The sequence below is a fragment of the Microbulbifer sp. NBRC 101763 genome (genome assembly GCF_040371615.1).
GTDB classification, from domain to species: domain Bacteria; phylum Pseudomonadota; class Gammaproteobacteria; order Pseudomonadales; family Cellvibrionaceae; genus Microbulbifer; species Microbulbifer variabilis.
On the sequence record NZ_BAABQV010000009.1, the window covers coordinates 81,489 to 105,879 of the forward strand.

Annotated in this window: 19 protein-coding genes; 2 read left to right on the top strand and 17 right to left on the bottom strand. The window is 52.8% G+C overall.

Annotation, left to right across the window (positions count from 1 at the left end; all coding sequences use genetic code 11):
- Positions 1–181: 181 nt before the first annotated feature.
- The 11 genes from ABWV76_RS20140 to ABWV76_RS20190 form a co-directional block, all read right to left on the bottom strand.
- On the bottom strand, positions 182–1,318 hold the full coding sequence (locus ABWV76_RS20140) for a DUF3667 domain-containing protein (protein WP_353377080.1): 1,137 nt from the start codon (positions 1,316–1,318) through the stop codon (positions 182–184).
- A 215-nt stretch (positions 1,319–1,533) separates the two neighbouring features.
- Positions 1,534–2,823 carry an aminopeptidase PepB gene (pepB, locus tag ABWV76_RS20145; RefSeq protein WP_353377081.1) on the bottom strand — a complete coding sequence of 430 codons (1,290 nt, stop codon included), beginning with the start codon at positions 2,821–2,823 and terminating at the stop codon, positions 1,534–1,536.
- Positions 2,824–3,233: 410 nt separating this feature from the next.
- Positions 3,234–3,599 (bottom strand): thiol-disulfide oxidoreductase DCC family protein, encoded by a 366-nt coding sequence (locus ABWV76_RS20150; protein ID WP_282951796.1) that lies wholly within the window; start codon positions 3,597–3,599, stop codon positions 3,234–3,236.
- A gap of 20 nt (positions 3,600–3,619) precedes the next feature.
- On the bottom strand, positions 3,620–4,087 hold the full coding sequence (locus ABWV76_RS20155) for a cupin domain-containing protein (protein ID WP_282951797.1): 468 nt from the start codon (positions 4,085–4,087) through the stop codon (positions 3,620–3,622).
- Between the two features lie 77 nt (positions 4,088–4,164).
- Positions 4,165–5,577, bottom strand: coding sequence for a rhomboid family intramembrane serine protease (locus ABWV76_RS20160; RefSeq protein ID WP_353377082.1), 1,413 nt, complete (start codon positions 5,575–5,577; stop codon positions 4,165–4,167).
- 148 nt (positions 5,578–5,725) lie between these two features.
- Positions 5,726–7,891 carry a mechanosensitive ion channel domain-containing protein gene (locus ABWV76_RS20165; protein ID WP_353377083.1) on the bottom strand — a complete coding sequence of 722 codons (2,166 nt, stop codon included), beginning with the start codon at positions 7,889–7,891 and terminating at the stop codon, positions 5,726–5,728.
- Between the two features lie 118 nt (positions 7,892–8,009).
- Positions 8,010–8,597, bottom strand: a complete 588-nt coding sequence (locus ABWV76_RS20170) for a DUF6515 family protein (RefSeq protein WP_353377084.1) — start codon at positions 8,595–8,597, stop codon at positions 8,010–8,012.
- A 96-nt stretch (positions 8,598–8,693) separates the two neighbouring features.
- On the bottom strand, positions 8,694–9,818 hold the full coding sequence (locus ABWV76_RS20175; RefSeq protein WP_353377085.1) for an efflux RND transporter periplasmic adaptor subunit: 1,125 nt from the start codon (positions 9,816–9,818) through the stop codon (positions 8,694–8,696).
- Complete coding sequence (locus ABWV76_RS20180) at positions 9,815–12,910, bottom strand: efflux RND transporter permease subunit (protein ID WP_282951801.1); 3,096 nt, start codon at positions 12,908–12,910, stop codon at positions 9,815–9,817. Before ABWV76_RS20180 ends, ABWV76_RS20175 begins: the two co-directional genes overlap by 4 nt.
- 292 nt (positions 12,911–13,202) lie before the next feature.
- On the bottom strand, positions 13,203–14,018 hold the full coding sequence (locus tag ABWV76_RS20185) for a LytR/AlgR family response regulator transcription factor (protein WP_020411554.1): 816 nt from the start codon (positions 14,016–14,018) through the stop codon (positions 13,203–13,205).
- A gap of 4 nt (positions 14,019–14,022) precedes the next feature.
- Positions 14,023–15,111 carry a sensor histidine kinase gene (locus tag ABWV76_RS20190; protein ID WP_020411555.1) on the bottom strand — a complete coding sequence of 363 codons (1,089 nt, stop codon included), beginning with the start codon at positions 15,109–15,111 and terminating at the stop codon, positions 14,023–14,025.
- Between the two features lie 120 nt (positions 15,112–15,231).
- Between ABWV76_RS20190 and ABWV76_RS20195 the strand changes: the two genes are divergently transcribed.
- On the top strand, positions 15,232–15,693 hold the full coding sequence (locus ABWV76_RS20195) for an EVE domain-containing protein (protein ID WP_353377086.1): 462 nt from the start codon (positions 15,232–15,234) through the stop codon (positions 15,691–15,693).
- Positions 15,694–15,729: 36 nt separating this feature from the next.
- On the opposite strand, the gene creD is transcribed toward ABWV76_RS20195, so the two are convergent.
- The 5 genes from creD to ABWV76_RS20220 form a co-directional block, all read right to left on the bottom strand.
- Complete coding sequence (gene creD, locus ABWV76_RS20200; protein WP_020411557.1) at positions 15,730–17,076, bottom strand: cell envelope integrity protein CreD; 1,347 nt, start codon at positions 17,074–17,076, stop codon at positions 15,730–15,732.
- A gap of 113 nt (positions 17,077–17,189) precedes the next feature.
- Complete coding sequence (gene creC / locus ABWV76_RS20205) at positions 17,190–18,614, bottom strand: two-component system sensor histidine kinase CreC (RefSeq protein ID WP_353377087.1); 1,425 nt, start codon at positions 18,612–18,614, stop codon at positions 17,190–17,192.
- Between the two features lies 1 nt (position 18,615).
- On the bottom strand, positions 18,616–19,302 hold the full coding sequence (creB, locus tag ABWV76_RS20210) for a two-component system response regulator CreB (RefSeq protein ID WP_282951805.1): 687 nt from the start codon (positions 19,300–19,302) through the stop codon (positions 18,616–18,618).
- A 70-nt stretch (positions 19,303–19,372) separates the two neighbouring features.
- The gene (locus tag ABWV76_RS20215) at positions 19,373–20,041 is read right to left on the bottom strand and encodes a nitroreductase family protein (RefSeq protein WP_353377088.1); all 669 of its coding nucleotides are present in this window, start codon (positions 20,039–20,041) and stop codon (positions 19,373–19,375) included.
- A 10-nt stretch (positions 20,042–20,051) separates the two neighbouring features.
- A complete protein-coding gene (locus ABWV76_RS20220; RefSeq protein WP_020411561.1) occupies positions 20,052–20,243 on the bottom strand; it encodes a DUF3094 family protein in 192 nt (63 codons plus the stop codon).
- 476 nt (positions 20,244–20,719) lie between these two features.
- Between ABWV76_RS20220 and ABWV76_RS20225 the strand changes: the two genes are divergently transcribed.
- Complete coding sequence (locus ABWV76_RS20225; protein ID WP_353377089.1) at positions 20,720–22,465, top strand: S8 family peptidase; 1,746 nt, start codon at positions 20,720–20,722, stop codon at positions 22,463–22,465.
- Between the two features lie 75 nt (positions 22,466–22,540).
- Here ABWV76_RS20225 and ABWV76_RS20230 read toward each other — a convergent pair whose 3' ends face one another.
- Positions 22,541–24,322 (bottom strand): acyl-CoA dehydrogenase C-terminal domain-containing protein, encoded by a 1,782-nt coding sequence (locus tag ABWV76_RS20230; RefSeq protein WP_282951809.1) that lies wholly within the window; start codon positions 24,320–24,322, stop codon positions 22,541–22,543.
- Positions 24,323–24,391: the final 69 nt, after the last annotated feature.

Genomic DNA, 24,391 nt, shown 5'->3' on the forward strand with positions numbered 1-24,391 from the left:
ACCCCAAACTCAGGCGAATTGATGATTCCCTTAGCAACAGTCACTCCAAAGCAATCACAGAAAGTACTGCATTAGATTTTCCCAGGATTACTATTTTCTTATAAGTGTATTCTGTTTTTTATATCATCGTTCTATGATAAAGGAGCGTTAACGTTGAAAGCCAATTCGTTATTTTCAATATTTAAAGTTCAGCAAGAGTATATAGGGCTGTCAGGGTTGCACCAAATATCAACAATACAGGGTACAAAATACCCAATGCCCAATATTTCATCAGAGTTATAATCCAACCCTGCTGGTAAATCCGTTTTTGCATAAGCAGAAGGTAAATAGGTATCCATAAGATAAGTGCTACCAGGGTCCAATTACATAAAGTATCAATCAAACTGTAGTTAGTTAGCCAATCTTGAAGATCTCCCAGTAAAGTCACCAGCAACAATACAAAACAAATAAAGGCATGACTATGAAGAGCGACTATCAGATGCTCCATATAGAGGCGGCGCTTAAAGAGATAAATTACCCAAAGCATTAGTGCAAAGAGTGGCACCAAAATAAGTAACGTAGAGGGAAGAGAACCCAGAAACGCCTTTTTAAAGCGGTTTGGGTCATCGGAGACTCGTGCAATATTGTCTTGTGCCCTGGCAACCTCTTTATCAAGCCAATTCGTGAACCCCTCCGGTAAACCATCAATTTCTAAAAAATCCCGGTCTACTTCGGTAATTGCCTGTTTTAACCCCGAGGTAACCTCAGCTTTCGTTAATTTCTCCGGCTCACTTGTTCCACTTTCAATAGTGGCTGCCTCATCCTGCAACGCCTCAGTATCATCCGTCAAATTTAGTTGAACTTTATTCAGCTCAGCTAAAAGTTCTGGATTATTAGCATTAGCTAACTTTGCCTGCTCCACTGTATCCAGGGCGTCATTTACTTTTTTTTCAGCAATATTAACTGCCTCTTTCGAGCTACTACTATCAGCACCGAAGTTGATACTCCAGTCGCTACTCATACGCACTACAAAGAATGTAGTTACGCACAAAAAAATAAACAGACGTACAGGACTGACATAACGTACCCTGCGACCTGCAAAGTATTCAGCGGTTAGAAAGCCAGGCTTAAAAAGAAGGGGTGGCAGGGTTTTCCAGATACGGGAGTCTAATGCTAGCAGGGTGTCAAAAAGGTCTCCTATTACAGAGGAAAAGTGCCGAACCATCCCCTTAATAGGTTGGCCACAGGAGTAGCAGTGTGGCCCCAGTAATTCAGTCTGGCAGTTGGCGCAACGGATCTGCTTCACCGAGTTCGTTTCTGTTACCCCAGAGGTACTCATTTACATCTCCCCTTTTATTTTCTTACCAGAGCGCGGATAGTATTACAAAATTCTTTGTTGCTGGTTAACTAGCCACTGGATATTAATCACACTGGATTCAACAAAACACTGGACCACCAGCTGTGCCAATTTCATCAGTCCCAAATAGAAAAACGCGCCTTATAATAGACGCGTTTTTCTACTGTCTCTGTAATCGTTTTGTGCGGTAATAAGAGTCAATTTTCCTGTAAAAAGCGCGCGATAGTGCGTAAGCCGTGGCCCTTGGCACCAGTGGCCCAAAGATCATTAGCTGCTGGCTGGTAGGAACCGGATAAATCCATATGAACCCAGTTGCGGCCTTCCTTGGGCACAAAGCGAGCCAGGAAAGCCGCTGCGGTGGAGGCGCCTGGACTGCCATCAATACCGATATTGGATATATCCGCAAAGCTGGAGGGAGTCTGCTCCAGATGGAAATTTTCTAAAGGTAACCGCCAGGCTTTTTCGTTTTCTTGAGCTGCAGCATCCAGGACTTTTCGGGCCATTTCATCCTCAAAACTGAATACGGAATTAAAATCACGTCCCACAGCCATTTTCGCAGCACCCGTCAGGGTAGCAGCATCTAGCAGCCAGCGCGGTTGCTCCTCTGAGGCCGCGATTAGTCCATCGGCGAGTACCAGACGCCCTTCGGCATCGGTATTCAGTACTTCCACAGTGACATCATTTTTGTATTTAATGATATCGCCCAGCTTGAAAGCATGACCGGATACCAGATTTTCAGCACAGCATAAGTACATCTTCACCCGCTTGTTCAAACCGCGAGCAATAGCCAGAGCGAGGCCACCAGTGACCATGGCGGCACCACCCATATCAGACTTCATGGTGGCCATGTTACTTGACGGTTTAATACTGTAGCCACCGGAGTCGAAAGTAATGCCTTTGCCCACCAAACAGGTATCTACCGGCGCAGTATCCTCTCCGGTTGGGTTGTAGTCCACCTGAAGCATCACCGGTTCACGCACACTACCACGGCCCACGTTATGGATACCCACAAAGCCCTCGCGCAGCAGATCATCTCCCGCAACAATCCGGTAGCTTAAGGCCTGAGGGGCGAGTTTTTGCAACATTTCAGCAGCACTTTCTGCCAGTACACGGGGAGAGACATCATCCGGTGTGCCGTTTGTAATCTCGCGTACCCAACGTGCGGCACTTTCGCGGGCAGCCAGTTCTTTTATCTCTTCGTCATCCTCTGAGCCCCAATGGATAGTCTTGGTTACCTTGGGATTGAAATATCCAGCCCAAAAGGCCCAGCGGCTTTCGATATCCCAGCCGTCGCCACTCAGGGCAACTTCGGTTACTCCCATGCCATCCAGCCGGCGAGCTGCACGTTGTGCAGCTACCAAAGAGGCACCATTGGTTGCGCCAATATGGATAAAAGCATCGCCACCAGTAAAACTCAAAAGCGCAGAATCGCTCCACGGATCACCTGCCTTACCTTCAACCAACTGAACGCGCATAGCTTTTGTCATACAACACCTTTCTTGAAACCTTTATGCCAATTTTTTTGCAGTTCTTTTTACATTCTAACAGTACGTCAAAAATACTCGACGACTACTCCACTATCCCAACGATAAATTTCTCAAAGAGTATTACTACCGTCTTCTTCTCTCCACACAATATTAAATAGGCCTAATAAAGCAACCGAGCTTTATCTCGCCATGGAATCCACTCTAGTGTAAAAAGCTGGGAATTTGTCACGCCCTGCTCCAATTGCTCTATCAACAACACAGTTACCAACTGGTGGCACAAATGCTAAATAGCCTTCACAAGGAAAATATCCGCAACTGGATGCTGTTTATTTGCTACTCACCAAGCACACAGCCAGTGGAAAGTTTTGAGTAACGCAGAAACCACAAACTGATCGATCTGACAGAAGAGATCACCAGTGCTTTAGAGCCTTATTCCACAGATATAGGCAGCGGGCAAATCCATTGTAAGCTTTGTTGAGTCCCCAACGCACTCCTGGAACCTTGGACACTTTTGCTTTCCAATGCTCGCCAGGGGAGTTCTCCCAAATTGTAATAAACGCCTCGAAACCAACCTGTAGCCTCCCTTGTGTATCAATCACGTGCAAACGCTCACGCACAGACTCTAGGTCCACATTGAGCTCTTCTGCCTTGGCATTATCCAGATGTACATCTTCCCAGGCTACTTCACAGGTACTGAGCTTTTTCTTTTGAGCACTAATACCCGCATTGCACACTGGGCAGGCGGAATTATAGAAAACACGAATCTTGGCGGTCATGAGGAAAGAAATCGGTCAATTTACCTGGGTTTCTCGATATCATCGTGATTTACCAGCTCCCAGGGCAGCCCTTTATTGCGGTAAATCCTCTTACTTTTATTGGGGTAGTCGGCCACATCATGATCCAGGCGCTGGCCCACTACAATACAGCGCAAGGTCTCAGTGCCGGTATTTTTCATTGCATGTGGCAGTCCACCAGCCGGATAACCAATAAAATCCCCTTCCGATACCCCGTATACCTTCTCACCAATTTGAACTTGCGCCTGACCTTGCAGGATATAAACACACTCATCCTCGAATTGATGGCAGTGAAATTCCGTAGACTCATAACCCGGTTCTATTTCAATAACATGAAATCCAAAACCGGTAATTCCTGTCATATCTCCGAGAGATTTATTGCGGCGCACGGCATTTGGATTGAGGAAGTGCACCTTCTTTTCGCCTTCCATTTCCAGAATTTCTTCATTCTTAAGAATATTTTTACTCATGCTTTTCCTTAACCTATCCAATTTTTTACTGGTGACCTAAAAATTGTGCTCTTCCTACCAAATTTAAAAGGTCGCTACTAGGATTGCCCCTGTATCTCCACTGCCTGGGTTAATTCTTTCATTTTCCGCGCACTGCCTTCCTCTCCCATACGCCGGTAATAATTTACCAGGGCCAAACCGAGCTTGGGTATTAATGGGTGCTGTACCCCCTGTGAAATTAGTCTCTGAAGCAGCTCCTCCAACCACGGCCAGTTTTTAGCTTCCGCAGCGCGGCGTGCCATTAACAGGCACGCTTTAGAGCTCAATGCGTGAGGTTGTTGAGTAGCCTGCAAATAGCTGCGATATCCATCTGCCAGGACATAAGTATCAATCCGCGAATTGGCCGCCTGGGAAAATAGTGCCAGGTTGGCGCGGTGGTAGGCCTCACTATCCGGGGAAACAGCGGTCAGTTCTATATAGCGCAGGATAAGCGGCAAAAAATCCGGGTACTGCCGCACCGCAGCGGCCGCAGCGTCGGCGGCCTCCAACAATTTGCCCTCCTCCTGAAAGCGATCGATACGAGTGAGAGCACTTTTTTGTGGCGACGGCAGTTCTTCCTCTTCTTCTGGCATAACCCGAACTGGCGGACGCCAGTAAATCAACATTAGCGCCAAGGCAAAACCAGCCAAAAGGCCACCGGTATGAGCCCAGTAAGCAATACCGGCATCTCCGTAGAGATAGCCGAAAATTTCCTTGCCGAGCCACAAGGGCAATACCATTAGTGCCGGGGCACTGAATTCGCCAAACATAAAGCCAACAGTGTAGAAAAAACGCAGGCGCCGCACTCCGTAGATAGCGACAAACATTCCCATAATCGCCGACACGGCTCCAGAAGCACCGACCATTGGCACATAGCTACCAGCCTCCACCAGCATATGTAAGCCAGCAGCGGCCAGGCCCCCAAGCAAATAGAGTGTGATAAACCAGAGCCCGCCAAGCGCCAGCTCTACCGACAAACCAAATAGCAGCAGGAAAATCATATTGCCGATAAGATGATCCCAACTTCCGTGCAGGAACATATGCCCAAACATGCCTCCAATACTCGGCTCCGCCGGTGTTAGGCCCAAGGCCATACTGCTGATACGATCACGTAACCCGGCAAAGTGCTCGCGCTGCTGCAGCCACAGGGTTTGCCCTTCCAGCGCTAATTTAGGTAACAGCCAGTGGTGAAACTCCGGATTCCACAGCAGCTCCCGGTAGACAAACTCCTCGCCTTCCGCATCCATCTGTAGGCGCCATTCGGGATGCATTTCATCGACATACATCAGAAAACGCTGCTCCTCCAGATCCGGAAGATCACTGGCAAAATAGTAATCTTCAGCCTCCAGCCAACGAGCTTCATCACCGCCTTGGTAAAACATAAATACCAGTAAATTTGCGAGTATCAACGCAAAGCACATCAACGGCGGGCGGCGCCAGTCCGGCTTATTCTCGATAGGGATGATCAGCACGGGCGTTTCCTTGTTACTATTGCTCGAGCGCCCGGTAGCAAAACGCAGCAATACAAAGTGAATTGGACGGGGCCGATTGTCACATCGGCCGCAGGGAAAATACTACGCATATTCGCCGAGGCTGAATACCCGCCGCGGTGCTATTGGGCTATTTCCGAGCCGCTCGGCCAATAATGGCCGGTACATCCCAGCTGCGCAGGTGTAGGTCCCGCTGTGGAAAAGGCACCTCGATCCCCTTCTCGCGAAACTCTCTCAACAACTCCAGGTTATAAAGCGCGTATGAGTCCCCCAAAGAAGTGACCATATTGCTGTTTACCCACACGACCAGCTTGAAGTTCAGCGAGTTATCACCGAACTCCATCAACCAAACCTCGGTTTTGCGTTTCCAGTCGGTGTGGGTGATATTGACCCGGTCAGCGGCCTCCAGCGCTGCTTCACGTACCAGGTCTGGATCTGAGGAATAAGAAACACCAAAAGGCACATGGATACGCCGCACCGGATCATCCAGGGTATGGTTGATTACACGACCGGCAACAAATTCGGTGTTAGGCACCAGGATATCCACATTGTCCCGAGTGGTAATACGGGTAGAACGCACGTTGATGTCGCGAATCCGACCAAAGACACCAGACTCCAGCTCCACCAAATCCCCCACCTTCAAGGGCCGTTCGAACAACAAAATAAGCCCGGAAATAAAATTGGAGAAAATGGCTTGCAAACCAAAACCAATACCTACGGAGAGCGCACCAGCCACCAGCGCTAGCTTGGATGTATCCAGCCCAAGCATACTCAATACAATAACAAGGGCGACTGCAACAAAGGTGTAGTGCAACACCCTGCTCAGGTTATACATGGAGGATTCGCTGGCATGCTCCCTGCGCACCAGGCGGCGCAAGAAAGCCCTGGTCAACACCGACAGGAGCCAGGCACACACCAAGACAAATATCATCTTGGCAATCAGGCGCAGGGTAATCGGGTTTTGTGCGATGGTAAATAACTGGTAATCAGCCAAAGTGCGCCAGCGCTTGTATACCTGGCGGGCAGCCAGAGAGACACGCTCACGCACTGTGGCCCACCAACCCTGGCGCTCGCGGTAAACTTCCAGCTGTGCTTTTTCATAGCGCTGGATATCCTGCTCCAGGTCGTTGGCCCGAGCCAAACCACTGCCGATCCGTTCAAAATAATTCCACCAGCGACTGAGGTCCTCGCTCTCATCTTCGCCCCGCCAAGCCACCACTTGGCGTTGACGGATAGCGAGTTCCCGCGACGTAGCATCAATCACTGTATTTGCATTCTCCAAGAGTTCCCTGCTGACAATTAACGGGCGCTCCTCTGCCGCCGGGTCCAGTACGGTGTTAATAGACTGCAGCAATTCGCTCTTGCGCTTGCCGAGGTGCTCCTCCAGCAGATCCACCTCAAGTTGCATCAGGGTGAGATCTTTTTTCATATTGGTATCGGGGTCGGTGGAGGGCTCGGTGGTACTCTGTATACTGGTACGGGTTGCGGCTATACGCTCAATTTTCTTATCTGTATCAGCAATAGCTTTTTCGAGTTCCTTGGCATCTTTTTCGCTGAATTGCAGATCGTCGAGCATGCGTCGCAGCTTGCTTTCAGCCAGTTCAATTTTCTCCTGCCAAGTACCGAGGAAATCATTCACTGTCGCCAGCTGCTCAATAATATTGAGGTGATTAATCTGGGCCAGCAGCAGTGCTTGCGCCGCTTCATCTTCCTCCTTGCCTTTGGCATCGCGCAGTACAATCACCTGCCTGCGCAACTGCGACAGGGACTGGGAGCGGGTATCCCGCAGCTGCCGCGCCTCCAGCTGTACCCCACTCAAACGTCGCCGCCCACGACTGATTGCCGAGTCCGCTCTGGCCCAGTCGAGTACTGTCGGATTTTCCGGGAATTTCACCTCCGGCATCAGTTCTACTTTTAAATATTCCTGACGCTTCTTCCAGGTTATCTCTATCCCATCCAGGCTCTGGGAAATTTTCTTCGCGCCTTTTTGTAGTGCTTCTTCGTCTTCCGGTAACTCTCCTTCCCACTCCGACCAAGCAGTTTGCAATGCGTCCAACCACTCGCGCCGCTGCTCTGGTGAGGCATTGCTCCAACCCGTCCACCAATCCGCGGAAGGTTCAGCAAAGTCGGGTATTTCCGGTTTAAATTCCTTCGGCTTCGATCCAGGCAGTTGTGCACTTGCGGACAGAGAGAATAGCGCGACAACAATGAGGAGAGTAAGGAGAGAAAGCAGGCGAAGCAGCGGGCATTCAGTGGAATTCTTTCGAAGGAGGGAGAAACCGCCAGCGCCCGCCATAGATTACATCTGTCCGTGGAGAAACAATCGCGAGGAAGAAAATATGCCCCCTCGAGGGCATATATTTCAGTGTAGTCGAGAGCGACCAGACTCCAGGGACAGACGGCTCAAAGCGGTATCAATAACGTCTACGACCATACTTACGCATACAATTGAGGTACTGCCTGCGATAGGCGCGCGAGCTGATCACTGACACCCTGCCGGGCTGGTGCACACTTCTCACAAGATTGGCGGCCCTGGCCTTACAAAACAGTTCCCTGCGGCCGATGTTACGATCCGAACTGCGCAGCTGACTAACACGCCGGGGAGATTCATACTTGGGTGGGTAGGCTCGCTGATAGATTTCCACCTGGCGTGCGAGGGGATTGCGATTGTAATTGCGCCAGTTAGCTGGCGGTGTGACTACGACAAATTGGTTGTCCTGCGGGTCAAACTCAAAAAAGGTGCCATTGCCCGCCCGCCGGTAGTCCTTTCCATTTAGGAAAAATGAAGTATCCGTAGGTACTTCCGGCACCCTAGCTCCCAGAGGCGGTTCCACTCGGGTATACCCATCCGGCCCCTGGCGATAGAAGTATCCACCCACGTAGAAATAAATCTCATCATTGGCTTCAACAAGGCGCGCCCCATCCGGCAGGCGCTCCGCCTGCGTTTCCGCTAGGGGTGCTGAGGTAATAGTCATTAACAGCAGCGCAAACAGGAAACGCATGAGACACCTCGACGAGCAATTAAGTGTCGCAGAAGTGTATTGTCAGAGAACACTGTTCCCCAATTTATTTAAATAAAACTGTGACCGTAAAACTGGTCAGCTATCCCCCTCAATACTGGTACCATCCTCATCACGTACCACCTCTGAGAGTATCTTCACTTCCTGCCCCGGCTGCAGGCGCTCAGCACCGCGAACAATCACCCGGTCACCACTATCGAGGTCACCATAAACGGCTATCCACTCTCCATCACCGCTACCAATACGGACCGACAAGCGCTCCGCTTTATCCTCATCGCCCACGCGGAATACAAAGGTGTCACCATTACGCAGAACCAGAGCGTCCCGCGGCACCACCATAGTCGCGCGGGCTTCGGCCAGGGGCACAGCGACCTGGACCGGCATTCCTACAATCCAGTCCCACTGTTGTGGTGCGCTCTGCGGTAACTTCACCATCAGCTTCACCCGCCGCGAATTATCACTGGCCACGGGTACAAACTGGCGCACCTGGCCAGTGAAAACCTGGTCGCTGGTGCGCTCTCCTTCAGAGCGAGATACCACATCACTGCGCACGGCTATGGTATCGCCAGCAGCGATCAACGGCAGAGCGGCTAGCGGGATATCCGCTTCCACTTCGAGTTGCGACATATCCAGGGCGCGCAATAACTCGGAACCAGTGCGCACATACTCCCCTGCCTGTAATTCACGGCTCGCCACCAAAGTATCAAAAGGCGCATCAATTTTGGTTTTGGAGAGTTCGTAAGCTCGCCTGTCTCTTTCAATTTGCGCAGCCAGCAGATCCTGGGCCATTGCCTCGCGCTCGGCGTGCTGTTCCTCCAGCGCCGAGCGCGAAGTACTATTGGTTTCCGCCAGCTTGCTCAACCGCTGCAGCTGGGCATCCATATAAGTGAGGCGTGCCTGCAATTGCGCTATCCGGCTCTCGCTGTTACGTAACTGAAGGCGCCAGTGCGTAGCATCCAGCTGTGCTAGGCGCTGGCCTTTTTTCACCAGGCTGCCCGGCTCGGCGACAAATTCCAGCACGCCATCCAATTCAGAGGAAATCAGGATATCGCGACGACTCACCACCTCCCCGGCAGACCATTGGCTCGGCACCACTTCACGGGTTTGCGCCCTATCGACAGTGACTGCCACTGCCCCACCCTGAGCCAAAACCGGCTCGGCGATGAGCAGGGACAAGGCGGCCCCGGCTAAAAACTTTCTCATTGGGAACTCCTCACAGCCAATCTTTGGCGCAGGCGGGTAAATTGCGGTAGTGGCACACGCCCGGTCTGCAGCAGCGCCGGCAACAATATCAAGGTAAATAGGGTACTGACTGCCATGCCGCCGACGATCACCGCAGCCAGCCCGCGATAGATCACACTGCCCTCACCCGGCGCGACCAGCAGGGGTAACATACCGAACACACTGGTCAGGGTACTCATAAAGATCGGGCGCAGACGCAGGCGCAATGCCTGCTCTACTGCCTCTACCCGGCTAGCGCCGGCATCTTCCGCAGCACGGGTCTGGTGCACCAGCAGAATGGCATTGTTCACTACCAGGCCCAGCAAAATAACGAAGCCAATCATGGTGAGAAGATCGAGAGGCTGGAAGCCAATTAAATTCAGGAATTGTAGAGCCAACACTCCACCCACCGTGGCAAGTGGCACGGTGAGCAAAACCAGCCCAGCATCACGCAAAGAGCGGAATAAGGCACTCATCAACAGGAATAGAATCAACAACGCCAAAACAAAATTCTGTGACAGGGATACCAGGGCCTTATCCAGATCACTGGCATTACCACCCACCAGAATACTGCCATCATCCGGCAGAGCCTCGCGGATTTGCGGCAGCACTTCCGCCTCCAGCTGCGCGCGAACTTCCTCCAGGGACACATCATCGGGCGGCACAATATTCAATGTAATAGTGCGGCGACCATCCACCCTGCGCAGGTTGCCCGGACCCACAGTGCGCTCAACATTGGCAAGCTGGTTGAGCGGCACTACCTCACCGCGGGGCGTGACCAGCGGGGTATTCTGCAACTGCTCCGGGGTGCTCCAGGGCTGTGCCTTGAAAATCACATCCAGACGTTTTTCCCCGTCAAAATATTCGCCCACATAGAGACCATTACCCAGGGTGCGAATCAAGCTGCCCATATCCTGACGGTTCCAGCCCTGCTCCAGCATTGCACGGTCGTTCGGGCGCACAGTTAGCTCAGGTTCCGATAAAGAAAGCCCCGGATTGGTCTGTACCGGTGTGCCCGGCATCACCTCTTCCATGACTTCCACACCACGGGCGGCGGCACGCATCAGGCCATCGGCATCGCGCGACTGTAAGTGCAAAGCTATCCGGCGATCTCCACCGAATTGGCCAAACAGATTGCCGCGGGCAGCAAATCCCTGAAAATCGGGAATATCCACCAGGATTTCCTCACGCAGCAGCCGCTCCATCTCCTTGGCCTGGTCCATATCCTTAACGCGCACACCCATGGTGCCGCCATTGGGCCAGGAAATAATGTAATAGTTCTTCAGGGCTGGCTCCCGCTCACCACTCATATAGGGTGCCATGCGCCGGTCCAGCTCATTGACGATTTCCTTTTCAATTGTTTTGGTGTTGGTGGACGAAGGGAAATTCATCCACACATCCACCGCATCCCTTTTTACCGGGGGTAAATAATCGAGGTTTGGTAAAAGAAAATATGTCGCGGCAACAGGTACCAACAGGAAGCCACCGATGACCTGCCAGCGACGAGCGCGAGTGCTGGTTAGTGCCATTACCTGGGAAGTGATTTTTCCCCAAACGCGCGCCAGGCGATCCTCGCTGGAAATAGGGGGCAGCCAAAGCTTCGCCGCCAGTGGCACTATTGCCACAGCGGCCAGTAGGGAAAACACCACTGCCACGGCAATAGTCAGAGCCAGGTCCCCAAATACCTGCCCTTCGACACTATTGAGGAAAAATACCGGCAGGAAGATCGCCACAGTTGTTGCTGTGCTCGCCAACAGTGCTCCCCAAACCTGCCCGGCTCCCTGCTCTGATGACTCCTCGGGGCCGAGGCCTTTTTCCCGTAGACGCACAATATTTTCCAGCACCACAATCGCGGCATCGAGCACCATACCTGTGGCAAAGGCGAGGCCGGCGAGGGAGATGACATTCACACTGCGTCCGGCAGCGGACAGCACTACAAAGGTCGAGAGCAGGGAAATAGGGATCGCCGCCGCAACAATCAGGGTGGCACGCATACGCCGCAAGAACCACCAAAGCACCCCTACCGCCAGCAGTATGCCCAGTATCAGATTGCCGCCGAGCAAATTCAGGGCGCGGTAAACAAACACCGAGGCATCGAAGGACTGCACCAGCACCAGCTGTTCGTTTTTCAGTTTGGTTTCGTTCAGCTCCGCAACTTTCCGCTTTACCAGCTCCAGGGTGGCAAGCATATTTGCGTCGTTGGTGCGGTTAATGCGCATAGATACCGCAGGATTGCCGTTCTGCGTTGTAACCCCACGGGACTCAGACGGTCCAACCCGCACCTCGGCAATATCGCCGAGTCGCACCGGTTGGCCATCGCGCCACTCCAGCACCAGCTCAGATAAATCGGCCGGCTCATATTCACCGACAAAACGCAATGTGTAGCGGCGACGCCCCACATCGGTAAATCCACCAGAGACGTCCCGCGCCGAGGCCAGCTGACGGCTGATCGCCGGCAACTGAATGCCCAGCTCAGCCGCTTTCCAGGGGTCAAAAATGACTTGCAGCTCCTCCTGTGCGGCGCGACCGGACTGAGCTTCCACACTGGAAACACCTGGTACAGACTCCAGCTCCGGCCGCAGTACATCCTCAATCAGACCTGCATAGTCATCGAGGTGATTGGCGTTACCAGGCAGTTTTTGCAAAAAGAAATAGGTGAGAGCGGTGGCATCGCCGCCCCATCCTCCAAGCATAACCCTCGGCGGCTCCGCATCCCGCGGCAGTGGCGGCAGGCTGCTCATACGACTGATCACATCGATCAGCACCTTATCCATATCGGTGCCCATGGTGAATTCCAGGTTCACCCAGGCGCCGCCTCGACCTGCATTCACCTCCATGGTTTCCAGGCCAGTGAGGCCCTGCAGTACCGATTCGATAGGCTCGACTATTTCCGCCTCTACCTCTTTCGGCGCGGCGGCACGCCAGCCAGCTTGGATGGCAATACGGGGGTTTTCTATATCGGGGAAAAGCTGTACCGGCAGGCGACTGGCAAGAAAAGCTCCCAGTAATACAGCCAATACCACAGCCACGCCGGCTGCGGCGGGGTTTTTCAAAGCGGCTCTCGTCAGCGCCATTCCATAGGCCCTTGTTTTTTAGTTATAAATACAGAATAAGACGGAGCTTCCCGCCCCTGTTTACTGATTTCCGAAAAAACCATGCAGTTTTTTACACAGACTTCATGCTTTCGGGCTCGCACTATTGCTGCACTGTCCTATGCCGCGTAATTCATCCGGAAAAAGCTTGCCGGACCAACCAGTATGAAGGCTAATGCAATAAAAACGGCAAACAAGAGACTTGCGATCAAGTGCCGGGAATTATCGATCAGGCCACATCCGATATTTTCCAATGATGTGGCCCACAGGAAAGTTAAAGGAAGTGCTGCACTTTGCTCTTGTAGCTGCGGCTCATTTTCAGGCACTCACCATTATCCAGAACCAAATGGTATTCCCCATTTATATGCGCTCTAATTTCGCGCACGCGGCTCAAATTCACAATTGTGGAGCGGTGGATACGCTGAAATAGTTTAGGGTCCAGCTGTTGCTCCAATTCTTTCATGGTGATACGCATGACATGGGTTTCACCCTGAGCGTGTACACACATGTAATCCCCGGCAGCATCAATCCAGTCAATCTCACGCGCTGGGACCAGGGTGATTTTCCCCGAATCCTTAACTGCAATTTTGTCTGGATAGGCACTACCGGCAAACTGGCCACTCACCAGCTTTTGCTCTAAGGCCTCCGGAGACTCCTTGGTTAAATCCGCCACAGCCTCCAGCAATTGCTCACGCTGGATGGCAATATCTGCAGTGGACATTTTCTCGCGAGCGCGCGCCAGCGCCAACGCTAAACGCTCCTCTTCAATGGGCTTTAACACATAGTCCACTGCATTAACTTCAAACGCCTCTACAGCGTACTGATCGTAAGCAGTGACAAACACCACTTGCGGCAACTTCTCTAAAGGAATCTGTTGCACAAGCTGCAGGCCATTGATGCCCGGCATCTGGATATCCACAAAAGCCACATCGGGCCCGAATTCGAGAATTTTTTCCAGGGCATCTCGGCCATTACCACTCTCCGCGACCACTTTTACACCAGGCATCTGCTCCAAGCGCAGCCGCAGGCCACGGCGGGCCAGGGGTTCGTCATCGACAATAATTGCGGTCAGGTTTTCAACTGCACTCATCTCGTTATTCCTGTTCATAGGGAATGCGAATGTTTACCGACAGGCCGCCCTCCGGGCGATTGCGGAAACGCACTCTCTGATCCTCGCCATACAATGCGCGCAGGCGCTCGCAGGTATTGCGAATGCCAACACCATAGCCCTTGCCAATCAGGCGCAACTCCTTTTCCGACATGCCTGGACCATTGTCTGTGACTTCCAACAGAAGCTCTCCAGCAAAGACCCGCGCTTTGATACCGATTTCCCCGCCCCACTCCAACTGGGAAATGCCGTATTTAATCGCATTTTCCACCAGAGGCTGCAGCAACAGGCTGGGCACCAGCGCCTGAGGCGACTCTCCCTGTAAATCCAGGCGCACACCGAGACGATCGGCAAAGCGCACTTTCTCAATATCCAGGTAGAGCATCAGTGCCTCCACCTCCTTGGCCAGGGTGACCTTTTGCATGGGGTCGTTGTCCAGGGAGTGGCGCAGGAACTGTGACAAACGCATTACCATATTGTTGGCGGTGCGCCCATCGTTATCCAGGATCAGTGTGGAAATGGCATTGAGAGTGTTAAACAGGAAGTGGGGATTTAACTGGTAGCGCAACATTTTCAGCTGGGCTTGGTGCGCCATAGATTCAGCACGCAGGGCCTTCGCCTGCTGGGTCTGCGAGGTTTGATAATACTTAATGCCGTAATACAGTGCCGCCCAGGTGGTGAGAATCATAAATGAATAGGAAAACCAGTAGGTGGCTTGCCAAACCGGGTTTTCATCGCTCACTTTACCGTACAACCACAGAAAACCTCCGAACTTGATGGCTGCCCAGAGCGCGGCTACCAGCACTACCAAGAGCAGTGACCCCAGGAAACGGGTTGCCGGGGGCTTGTTCCACAGGCGCTGGAAGCCATAGCGCATGGAACCGCTGAGCAAAATCCCGGCAGTGGTGGCCATGGCGATATAGCCCGAATGGACCCAGTGGTCTTTCACCCAGAAAAAACTACTGATAAAAGTCATTAGGGTGTAGCCGGCCCAACCGCTGAGCTGCAGGGCCCAGTATTGGGACTTATGGCTCGAAAGGCGCTGTGAAAGCCACTGAAATGCTTTATTTCCCATAATCTCCCGCTGAAGACATCAAAATATGGCGTCGATTTGACACTTTTGTATGGCTTCATACTAAATGGGGTCGATCGCCGGCGAAACACCAACCGGCGCAGCACAGGGACAAACTGCCGCATGACATACTGGTTATTCAAATCCGAACCGGACGAATACAGCCTGCAGGACCTCGCCGCCGAAAACACTGGCAGCGGACGCTGGGATGGAATCCGCAACTTTCAGGCGCGCAACTTCCTGCGCGATCAGGTCTCAGTGGGCGATGGAGTATTGTTCTATCACAGTGCCTGCAAGGTGCCAGCGGTGGTGGGTACCGCCGAAGTGGTAAGGGCCGCCTATCCAGACCCGGCCCAATTCGACCCTGAGAGCAAATACTTCGATCCCAAGGCCAGCCCCAGCAAGCCTCGCTGGTACTGTGTCGATGTAACCTGGCGCAGTGAGTTTGCACGACCTGTTCCACTGGACGAAATCAAGAAGACCCCTGAACTTGAGGAGATGGTACTGGTTAAGCAGGGGCGGTTGTCGATACAGCCTGTAAAAGCAAGTGAGTGGGACACTATTCTCGAACTCGGACTAAGCTGACGGCATAGCGACGCCTTTGGCGCCGCTGCGGGTAATTTAGTTATCTTCGTGAGGGGAACGTCCCACGCTGTACCAGTCAAGTTTTCTGGTCAACACCATAGTGCAGCTAAGTACCGCGAATACCAGCAGTGACCCCATCAGCAGGGCATAATCCTCAGCACTGAGCAATCCATACAGGAGTCCGTAAAGCGCTGCCAGCAGAGCGGCAAAACCCAAACCCCGACGCCAGCTTCGCAACACAGAACTGGTATAGAAACCAATCAGGCCGACACAGGCTGCTGCAGAAACTGCATAGGCCTTGGCAAAAGCAATATGCTCCGACAACGATAACAACAATAGGTAAAACAACGCCAGCGCCAAACCCACCAGTGCGTATTGCACCGGATGCACGGACAGTCGCTTGAGTACTTCAAACAGGAAGAAAGTGGCAAAGGTCAAAGTGAGGAATAGCAGTGCATATTTAATCGCCCGATCAGTCTTCAGGTACTGATCCACAGGGTCAAGAAAGCTGACGCCAAAGCTGCGCCCGAGTAAATTTGCACACTCGCTATCTTTCCCACACTGCTGCAACACCTCTTCCAGGTTGGTCGCAAAGAAACTGGTCTGCCACTCGGCAGTGAAACCGCGATCGGTGATCTCTCGGCGACTCGGTAGGTACTCGCCGATAAAGCTGGGGTGGGGCCAGTCAGCAGCCAGCATCACCCGGCTATCGCGACCTACCGGCACCAACTGCAAATGCTCGGTACCCTGCAAGTTCAGATCAAAGGCAAATTCCAGGTCCTGACCACCCTCTGGATTTATCATGGGCAGTTGCGCATGAACACCCGCGCCAAGCATAGAGGTACCACTGCCGGGCGCGAACTCCAGACTTTCGTTATTCAAACGCAATTTCAGGTCTTTACGAATACCTCGAATATCACTGATACCAACGGAGAGGAAGGGTGCATCAAAGCGATATTGATCCAGTTTTTCACCCAAACCCAACTTCTGTGGCAACCGAAACACCCCACTCACCTTGCTATCACTATGGTAAAGAAGCGCCTCATAAATACCCCGGGCGCGGCGCTCGGTGCCCAGTTCGGCATCAAAAATAAATCGCTCCGGCAGAAAATACAGCCGCCCACTGGTTTCACGCTGTTCCTGATAACGTTCGCCAGTTTGGTCGTTTATCTTCAGGTGCTGCACTGTTCTGGTATATGGCATTATCAGAATAGGCCCAACGATTTTCTGGCTGTAACTGGAACTTCGGGCAATATCCCGAAGTACTTCTCCCTGGTATCGCTGCCGCTCATCGATCAAACCGCCAATCATAGTCAGCGGTATCAACAGCAATAACACCAAAAAGGCGATCGCGCCCAATTTAAATGCCAGGGTTCGGTTCATGGTTCAGACCTCAGTGTCGAATTTCGATCTGCTGAGTCTGAGCGGCCCGGGTGGGATGCCGATGGGGTCTAAAAGGAGATTTTGTGGAGATTATGTGAACTTTGGCCTTCAACTTAATCAGCTGGCAAAGTCAGGCGCACCTCAACACCTCTCTCCACATTGGCGATAGTCAATTCACCACCGTGCAGTTCGGCCACTTCCTTTACAAAGTTGAGTCCCAGACCAGTACTTTTACGTCCACCACTGGGACGAGGCAGTGAGTAGAAACGCTCCGTCAGGCGCGCCAAGGCATACTCGGGAATAGCTTCAGCCTGGTTGTATAGGCAGATTTCTATCCATCCCTCACACCGCCCGGCGCCAATGCGAAGCAGGCCACCTTGTGGAGTGAAATCCAATGCGTTGTCGAGCAAATTGGCCAGGGCCTGGTTCAATAAGAAACGCTCGCCATACAATCTCAGAGTATCTTCCACTGCCCACTCCACACTAAAACCGCCAGCGGTAATACGCGCCTGTCGGGCCTGCAACAGCTCTTCCACCAAGTGTGCCAGTGGAATGGCCTCCCTCTCCTCCAGCCCCTGACGCTGCTCTACCTGGGCCAAGTGCAACAATCGTTCGCTCAACTGCTGTAAACGAGAGGTCTCCTGTTGAATATTGCTTATGAAACGCCGGCGCTGATCCGCGGGCATCTCACTATCGAGCAGTTCAGCAGCACCGCGAATGGCCGCCAGCGGACTTTTCAATTCGTGGGTCAGAGTATGCACATAGCGCTCAACATAATTCTTGCCTTCCAACTCAGAGCGCATCTGTTCCAGGGCCAGTGCCAGCTGCCCCAGCTCACCATCAGACATTTTCGGTGGCTCGACTCGTTGCCCCGCACTCACAGCCTGGGCATACTGGGTCAGTTTTCCCAGTGAGCGGCCCAGCCACCAGGACAACAGGGCGCCGACCAATAATCCCAGTACGACCAATCCCACCCCCAGCCACATCAAACGCCGTTGCGACCGATCAATATAAGGCTGTAGGGTTTGATTGGGCTTGGCCACGGAGACCACACCGATAATTTCTTCCCGGTCGAGTATGGGCGCCGCCACATACATCACCGAGGAATCCGGGTTGTCAGGATCTTCGCGCGTAGAGCGCGCACCGTAATCGCCACGCAGGGTTAGGTAGACATCATTCCAACGAGAATAGTCCTGGCCGACCGCCCGACCGCTGGAATCCAATAAAACTCGGCCGAAAGCATCAGTGACATAAATTCGGTGATTCACCTGGCTCTTGGTCAGTCCCCAGATATTTGCCTGTGGCTGACGCCGACCATAAGCTTCCAGCAACTCAGGTAGTTGGCTCTGAGCCAGATTACCGCTCCTGACATCATCACGCAGGATTTCCGCCAGCAAGTTGGCAGTATCTACCAGGGTTTCCTCGGTGGATTGGCGTACCCCGGGGCGGATCTCCTCCATCACCGTATTCAATACAAACCAGCTGGCCAAGCCAACAAACAGGAAATAGACAGCGAAAATACGAATGCCCAATGACATTTTAGGATTCCAGGCAGCAGCTATACCCCAAGCCCCGGTGGGTCTGTATTGGCTTGGCATCAGGTGCAATCATTCGCAATTTGGCTCTCAGCCCTTTGATGTGACTATCGATATTACGCTCATAACCCGCCTCCAGTGCCACCCCCAGTGCATCGAGTAATTGTGCACGGGAAAACACTCGTCCCGGCTGGGTTAACAGGGTTTCCAGCAGGCGATATTCATTGAGCGTCAGAGGTAATAACTGCTCGCGGAAATGAATCTGGTAACTCCCCTGCTCTATGCGGAAAGGCCCTTTCAGCTCTGTTTTTTGTGACTTATCGGAGCCCGATGTCATGCGTTTAAGGATGGCCTTAACCCGCGCCACCACTTCGCGCGGACTGAAAGGTTTCACCACATAGTCATCAGCACCGATCTCGAGCCCCACTACCCGGTCTATTTCTGCATTGCGGGCAGTGAGGAATATCACCGGCACTTCGGAGAAACGACGCAACTGCTTACAGGCTTCGAAGCCACTGATATCCGGCAGTCCCACATCCAGGATCACCAAGTCGAAAGGCTCATTCTCAAGCAGTACCAGCGCCTCGCCGGCCACCCCCACCCAGCGAGTGGTAAACCCCTCGGTCTGCAGGGCATAGACCAGGGTATCGGCAATAGCGCCTTCATCTTCAACGATCAGTATTTTTGGCATAGGACCCCAAGCTCAAATTCTGCCAGTGTACCTATTTTTTACTGAGCCCTACGCTTGCTTTAGCCATAACTCAAATAAAATCAGAGATTTCATCCAGGGATTTTCTGGCAATCGCCGGCACCTGGGCGCCCTCCGCCGGCAGCCCGGCCACCAAAATCATATAGGGCTTTTCCTCAACCGGGCGACCGAGAATTTCATTGAGAAATTTCATCGGGCTGGGGGTGTGGGTAAGAGTCGCCACACCGGCATTATGCAAAGCGGCAATCAACATGCCAGTAGCAATACCCACTGATTCTGCAGTGTAATAATTTTTTAATCGCTCACCATTTTCCGCACTGGAAAATTTCTTCAGGAAAATTGCGATCAGGTAAGGGGCGGTTTCCAAGAAAGGTTTGTGCGCATCCGTACCCAGTGGTTCCAAGGCATTGAGCCACTCTTCAGAGGCCCGCCGCTGGTAAAACTCACGCTCTTCCTCCTCTGCTGCCTGGCGAATGCGGCGTTTAACCTCCGCACTTTCAACTACGACAAAATGCCAAGGCTGCATATTAGCCCCGCTGGGAGCACTGCCCGCAGCACGCACGGCATCCTCGATAACTTCACGAGGTACGGGCCTTGCAGAGAAGTCCCGCACCGAGCGGCGCCGGCGCATCAGCCGGAAGAACTCACCGGCACGACGGCACATCTCATCATCGTCAAGGTGGGTAAAACTCAAGGGCTGGAATATTTTTTCAGTCGTCATATCCAGCCCCTCAAACCACGCCTTTGGTCTGTGCGATAAACACACTGAGCAGTGACAAGAGAGTTAGTACAACCACAACCACCAGCAGCAATAACCAGGGCCTGAAGGGCTTTCGCTCCACCTGATTCACACCACTTTGCAGGTACTGATCGACCCGGGCCTGGTCTTCTGCAGACAGTTTCTTTTGGGGGGTATCGGACATTGGCTCTTTCGCTCGTTATTGTTTTGTCCCGAGTGTAGGAGAAAGCGAAAAGTGACTCCACAAAAAACGCCATCTCCTATTGCTTAATATTATGAAACAGCGAAATTCCCGGGAGACTGATATCAGGGCCACTCCCTATACCCAGGTTTCCCAAGCGAAGGGAAGTGGGCCCAAGTTACCCTCAACCGGCAAACAAGTAATAACTTTATTAGATAATTTTATAAGAAAAATTCAATTAAAGCCTGAAGGCTAACGTTATGAATTCGTTACAAAATATGCCCAGGTGAGTATTTATTGAAGAATGAAATTCCTGGACTCTGTGTCTTACATGCACAGAGCCTTGAGGCTAAGGCCGCCCGCTCAGGGATCAGTCAAACTTATTAGGCTAGCGAGCGCATCTGGAGCCAACAATGAAAAACGTACTGACAAAGTAGCCAGTGCGGATAATTCCAAAAGTTGTGGAGAAAACAATAATAATGCGCTCATCAATAAAAGCCCTGATGCAAAAAACAGCAATCGCAACGGCAGTTTCGCTTGCGTGTGCTACCCCTTTCGCGGCTCATGCGAATGAGACCGGCCTGACTGACGGCATCATCATCAAGTACAAGAAAAACTCAAAAATTGGTCATGGTGCCAAGCTTGCACAAGACACTATTGATAAGGCCTCTCAGCGAGCCGGCCACAAGTTACGCCACAAGCGCCGTATGGCTTCAGGAGCCCAGGTCATGCGCCTAGAGGGCCGCAAAAGCAAGGCGGAACTGAAAAAAATAGTTGAGCGGCTAAAGCAGGACCCCAATGTCGAGTACGCAGAACCAGATTTATTGATGCGTCCAATGGCAACTCCGAATGATCCCAGTTATTGGAATCAATGGCACTACCGGGAATCCACAGGTGGCCTCAATCTGCCCTCAGCCTGGGATGTCACACAGGGTGAGGGCGCTGTAGTAGCCGTCCTTGATACCGGCTATCGCCCCCATCACGACCTGGTCGACAACCTGCTACCTGGCTACGATATGATTTCCAATACGTTTGTCTCAGTCGATGGCGATGGACGTGATGGCGATGCCACTGACCCAGGTGACTGGCACACAGACAATGCCTGCCAGAGTGATGACCCCAGAAATTACGAAAGCGACAGCAGCTGGCACGGTACCCACGTTGCCGGCACTATCGCAGCCACTACTAACAATAATATGGGAGTGGCCGGCGTCGCTTACAAAGCCAAGGTGGTCCCAGTTCGGGTACTCGGCCGCTGTGGCGGTCTGACTTCAGATATCGCAGATGCCATCGTTTGGGCTGCAGGGGGCAGTGTTTCCGGTGTACCGACTAATGCCAACCCGGCACAGGTTCTCAATCTGAGCCTCGGTGGTGAGGGTGCCTGTGGCTCGGCCTACCAAACGGCTATTAATACCGCACGCAGTCTCGGCGCAACCGTTGTCGTGGCCGCCGGTAATGACGATGATTACGCAAGTAGATACACCCCGGCGAGCTGTGATGGCGTTATCACCGTTGCCGCAACAGATCGCGATGGCGGCCGCGCTTACTATTCCAATTACGGCAATGCAGTCGATATGGCCGCTCCTGGGGGCGCACAGAGCTTCGCCAATGATTCCAATGGCATCCTCTCGACAGACAATAGCGGTACCAGAAGCCCCGGAAGTGATGCCTACTACTACAGCCAAGGCACCAGCATGGCCGCGCCACATGTTGCCGGCGTAGCCGCTTTGCTTTACTCGGTAGACCCGAACCTGACTCCAGATGAAGTTGAATCCGTACTCAGTAACACTACCCGTAGCTTCCCATCTTCATGTACTGGCTGTGGTGCAGGCATCGTCGATGCTGCGGCTGCGGTAGCGTCTATTACCGGAAATGGCAATACCGGCAACGGCACCAGTCTTGTGGAAACTAATGTTGCAGGTGCGTCTGGCAGTTGGCTGACATACCAGATTGAGGTAGAGCCAGGCATGTCCTCCCTGGATATTGAGATATTCAACGATAACGGTGAAGTCGACCTTTATGTTAGTTACGGAAGCAGCCCGACCAGGGGGAGCGTAGTGAATGATACTGAGAATTGCGTACCTTACGAGTGGGTAGGAAACACCAACGGATATAACACTGAGAGCTGCTCTTTCAATAACCCCTCTGCCGGTACATGGTATATCGCCCTGCATGGCTACGAAGCATTTAACGGACTGACTTTGACTGCTGAAGCCAAGCCGTGACAAGCTTTGAAACCTAAACAACCAAAATAAAAAAGCCCCGCGATGCGGGGCTTTTTGGGACTCTCTCCAGACCCCTTAGAACAGCTCGTCCTCCAGATCCATAAGGGTCGCGCTGCCGGCATTTACACTTGCAGCCAGTGCTTGGGTGCGCGGCAGCAAACGCGCAAAATAGAATCGCGCAGTTTTCACCTGACCTTTGTAGAAGCTATCTGCCTCCTGCTGGTCCAGTGCTACTGCAACCACCTTGGCCCACATAAAGGCGTAGGCCACATAACCGAATAGATGCAGGTATTCTACAGATGCCGCACCAGGCGCGTGGGGATCTTCTTGGGTAGCCGCAATCATCTTCTCGGTGGCCTCGCGCAGGCGCTGCAGCTCGATTGCCAACGGCTGCACGAACTCCGCCATCGCCTCTCGATCCACCTGGCTGTCGATAAATTTCTGTACATCCGCGGCAAACAGCTCAAACAGGGCACCACCGCTGGCGACAGTTTTACGGCCCACCAGATCCAGGGCCTGGATACCGTTGGTACCTTCGTAAATCTGGGTGATGCGCACATCGCGCACCAGCTGCTCCTGACCCCACTCACGAATATATCCGTGGCCGCCGAATACCTGCTGACCGATTACGGTGCAGTCCAGGCCCATATCGGTGGTAAAGGCCTTGGCCACCGGGGTCAGTAATGCCACCATGGATTCGGCATTCTTCTTCTCTTCACCCTCACCAAACTTGGAAATATCCAACCACTGGGCCACATAAGTGGACAGGGCGCGGCCACCACCAACCAGAGCTTTCTGGGTGAGCAGCATCCGGCGCACGTCAGGGTGTACGATAATCGGATCGGCTGCTTTCTCTGGCTGCTGGGCACCGGCCGGAGAGCGGCTCTGAATACGGTCGCGAGCGTATTCCCGGGCATTCTGGTAGGAGCGATCGGAAGCGCCGAGGCCCTGGATACCTACACCCAGGCGCTCGTAATTCATCATGGTAAACATGGCGGCGAGACCCTTGTTCTCTTCGCCCACCAGCCAGCCCTGGGCTCCATCGAAATTCATCGCACAGGTGGCGGAGGCTTTGATGCCCATCTTGTGCTCAATAGAGCCGCAATTCACGTTATTGCTCTCGCCAACACTGCCGTCTTCGTTCACTTTGTATTTCGGCACCAGGAAAAGGGAGATGCCTTTGGGGCCCTGGGGTGCGTCCGGCAGCTTGGCCAGTACCAGGTGAATAATGTTATCGGACAGGTCCTGGTCGCCGCCGGTAATAAAAATCTTGCTGCCGTTTATGCTGTAGCTGCCATCCTCGCGGGGCTCTGCCTTGGTGCGGATAATCCCAAGGTCGGTGCCCGCATGGGGCTCGGTCAGGTCCATGGCGCCAGCCCAGGTGCCCTCATACATCTTGGGCAAATATTTCTGTTTCAGCTCTTCGCTGGCATGGGCATCAATCGCCAGGCAGGCGCCGTTGGTCAATACCGGGTAGAGAGCAAAGGAAATATTGGAGGCATTGATCATTTCCTCGACCTGAGCACCCAACATTTTCGGCATACCCATACCGCCATACTCCGGGTTACCCAGCAGTGCGCCCCAGCCGCCCTCGCAGAAAGTCGCATAGGCTTCCTTGAAGCCCTCCGGGGTGGTTACAACCCCCTCATTCCAGTGACACCCCTCCTCATCGCCGCTGCGATTGATAGGGTCCAGGGTATTGGAAGCCAGCTTGGCCATTTCTTCGAGAATCGCATCTGCGGTCTCGCGATCTACCACCCCAGCAAGTCCGGGCAGTTCCGTCCAGAGTTTTTCTGCAGCAAAGACTTCGTGCAGCAGGAAGTTCATCTCCCGCAGGGGCGCCTTGTAGTCGGCCATGCTCCCAATCCTCATTCAAGTGTTTCAAACGCTTGTTTGAATCTAGGGCCGAAGGCGGGCAAAGTCAAC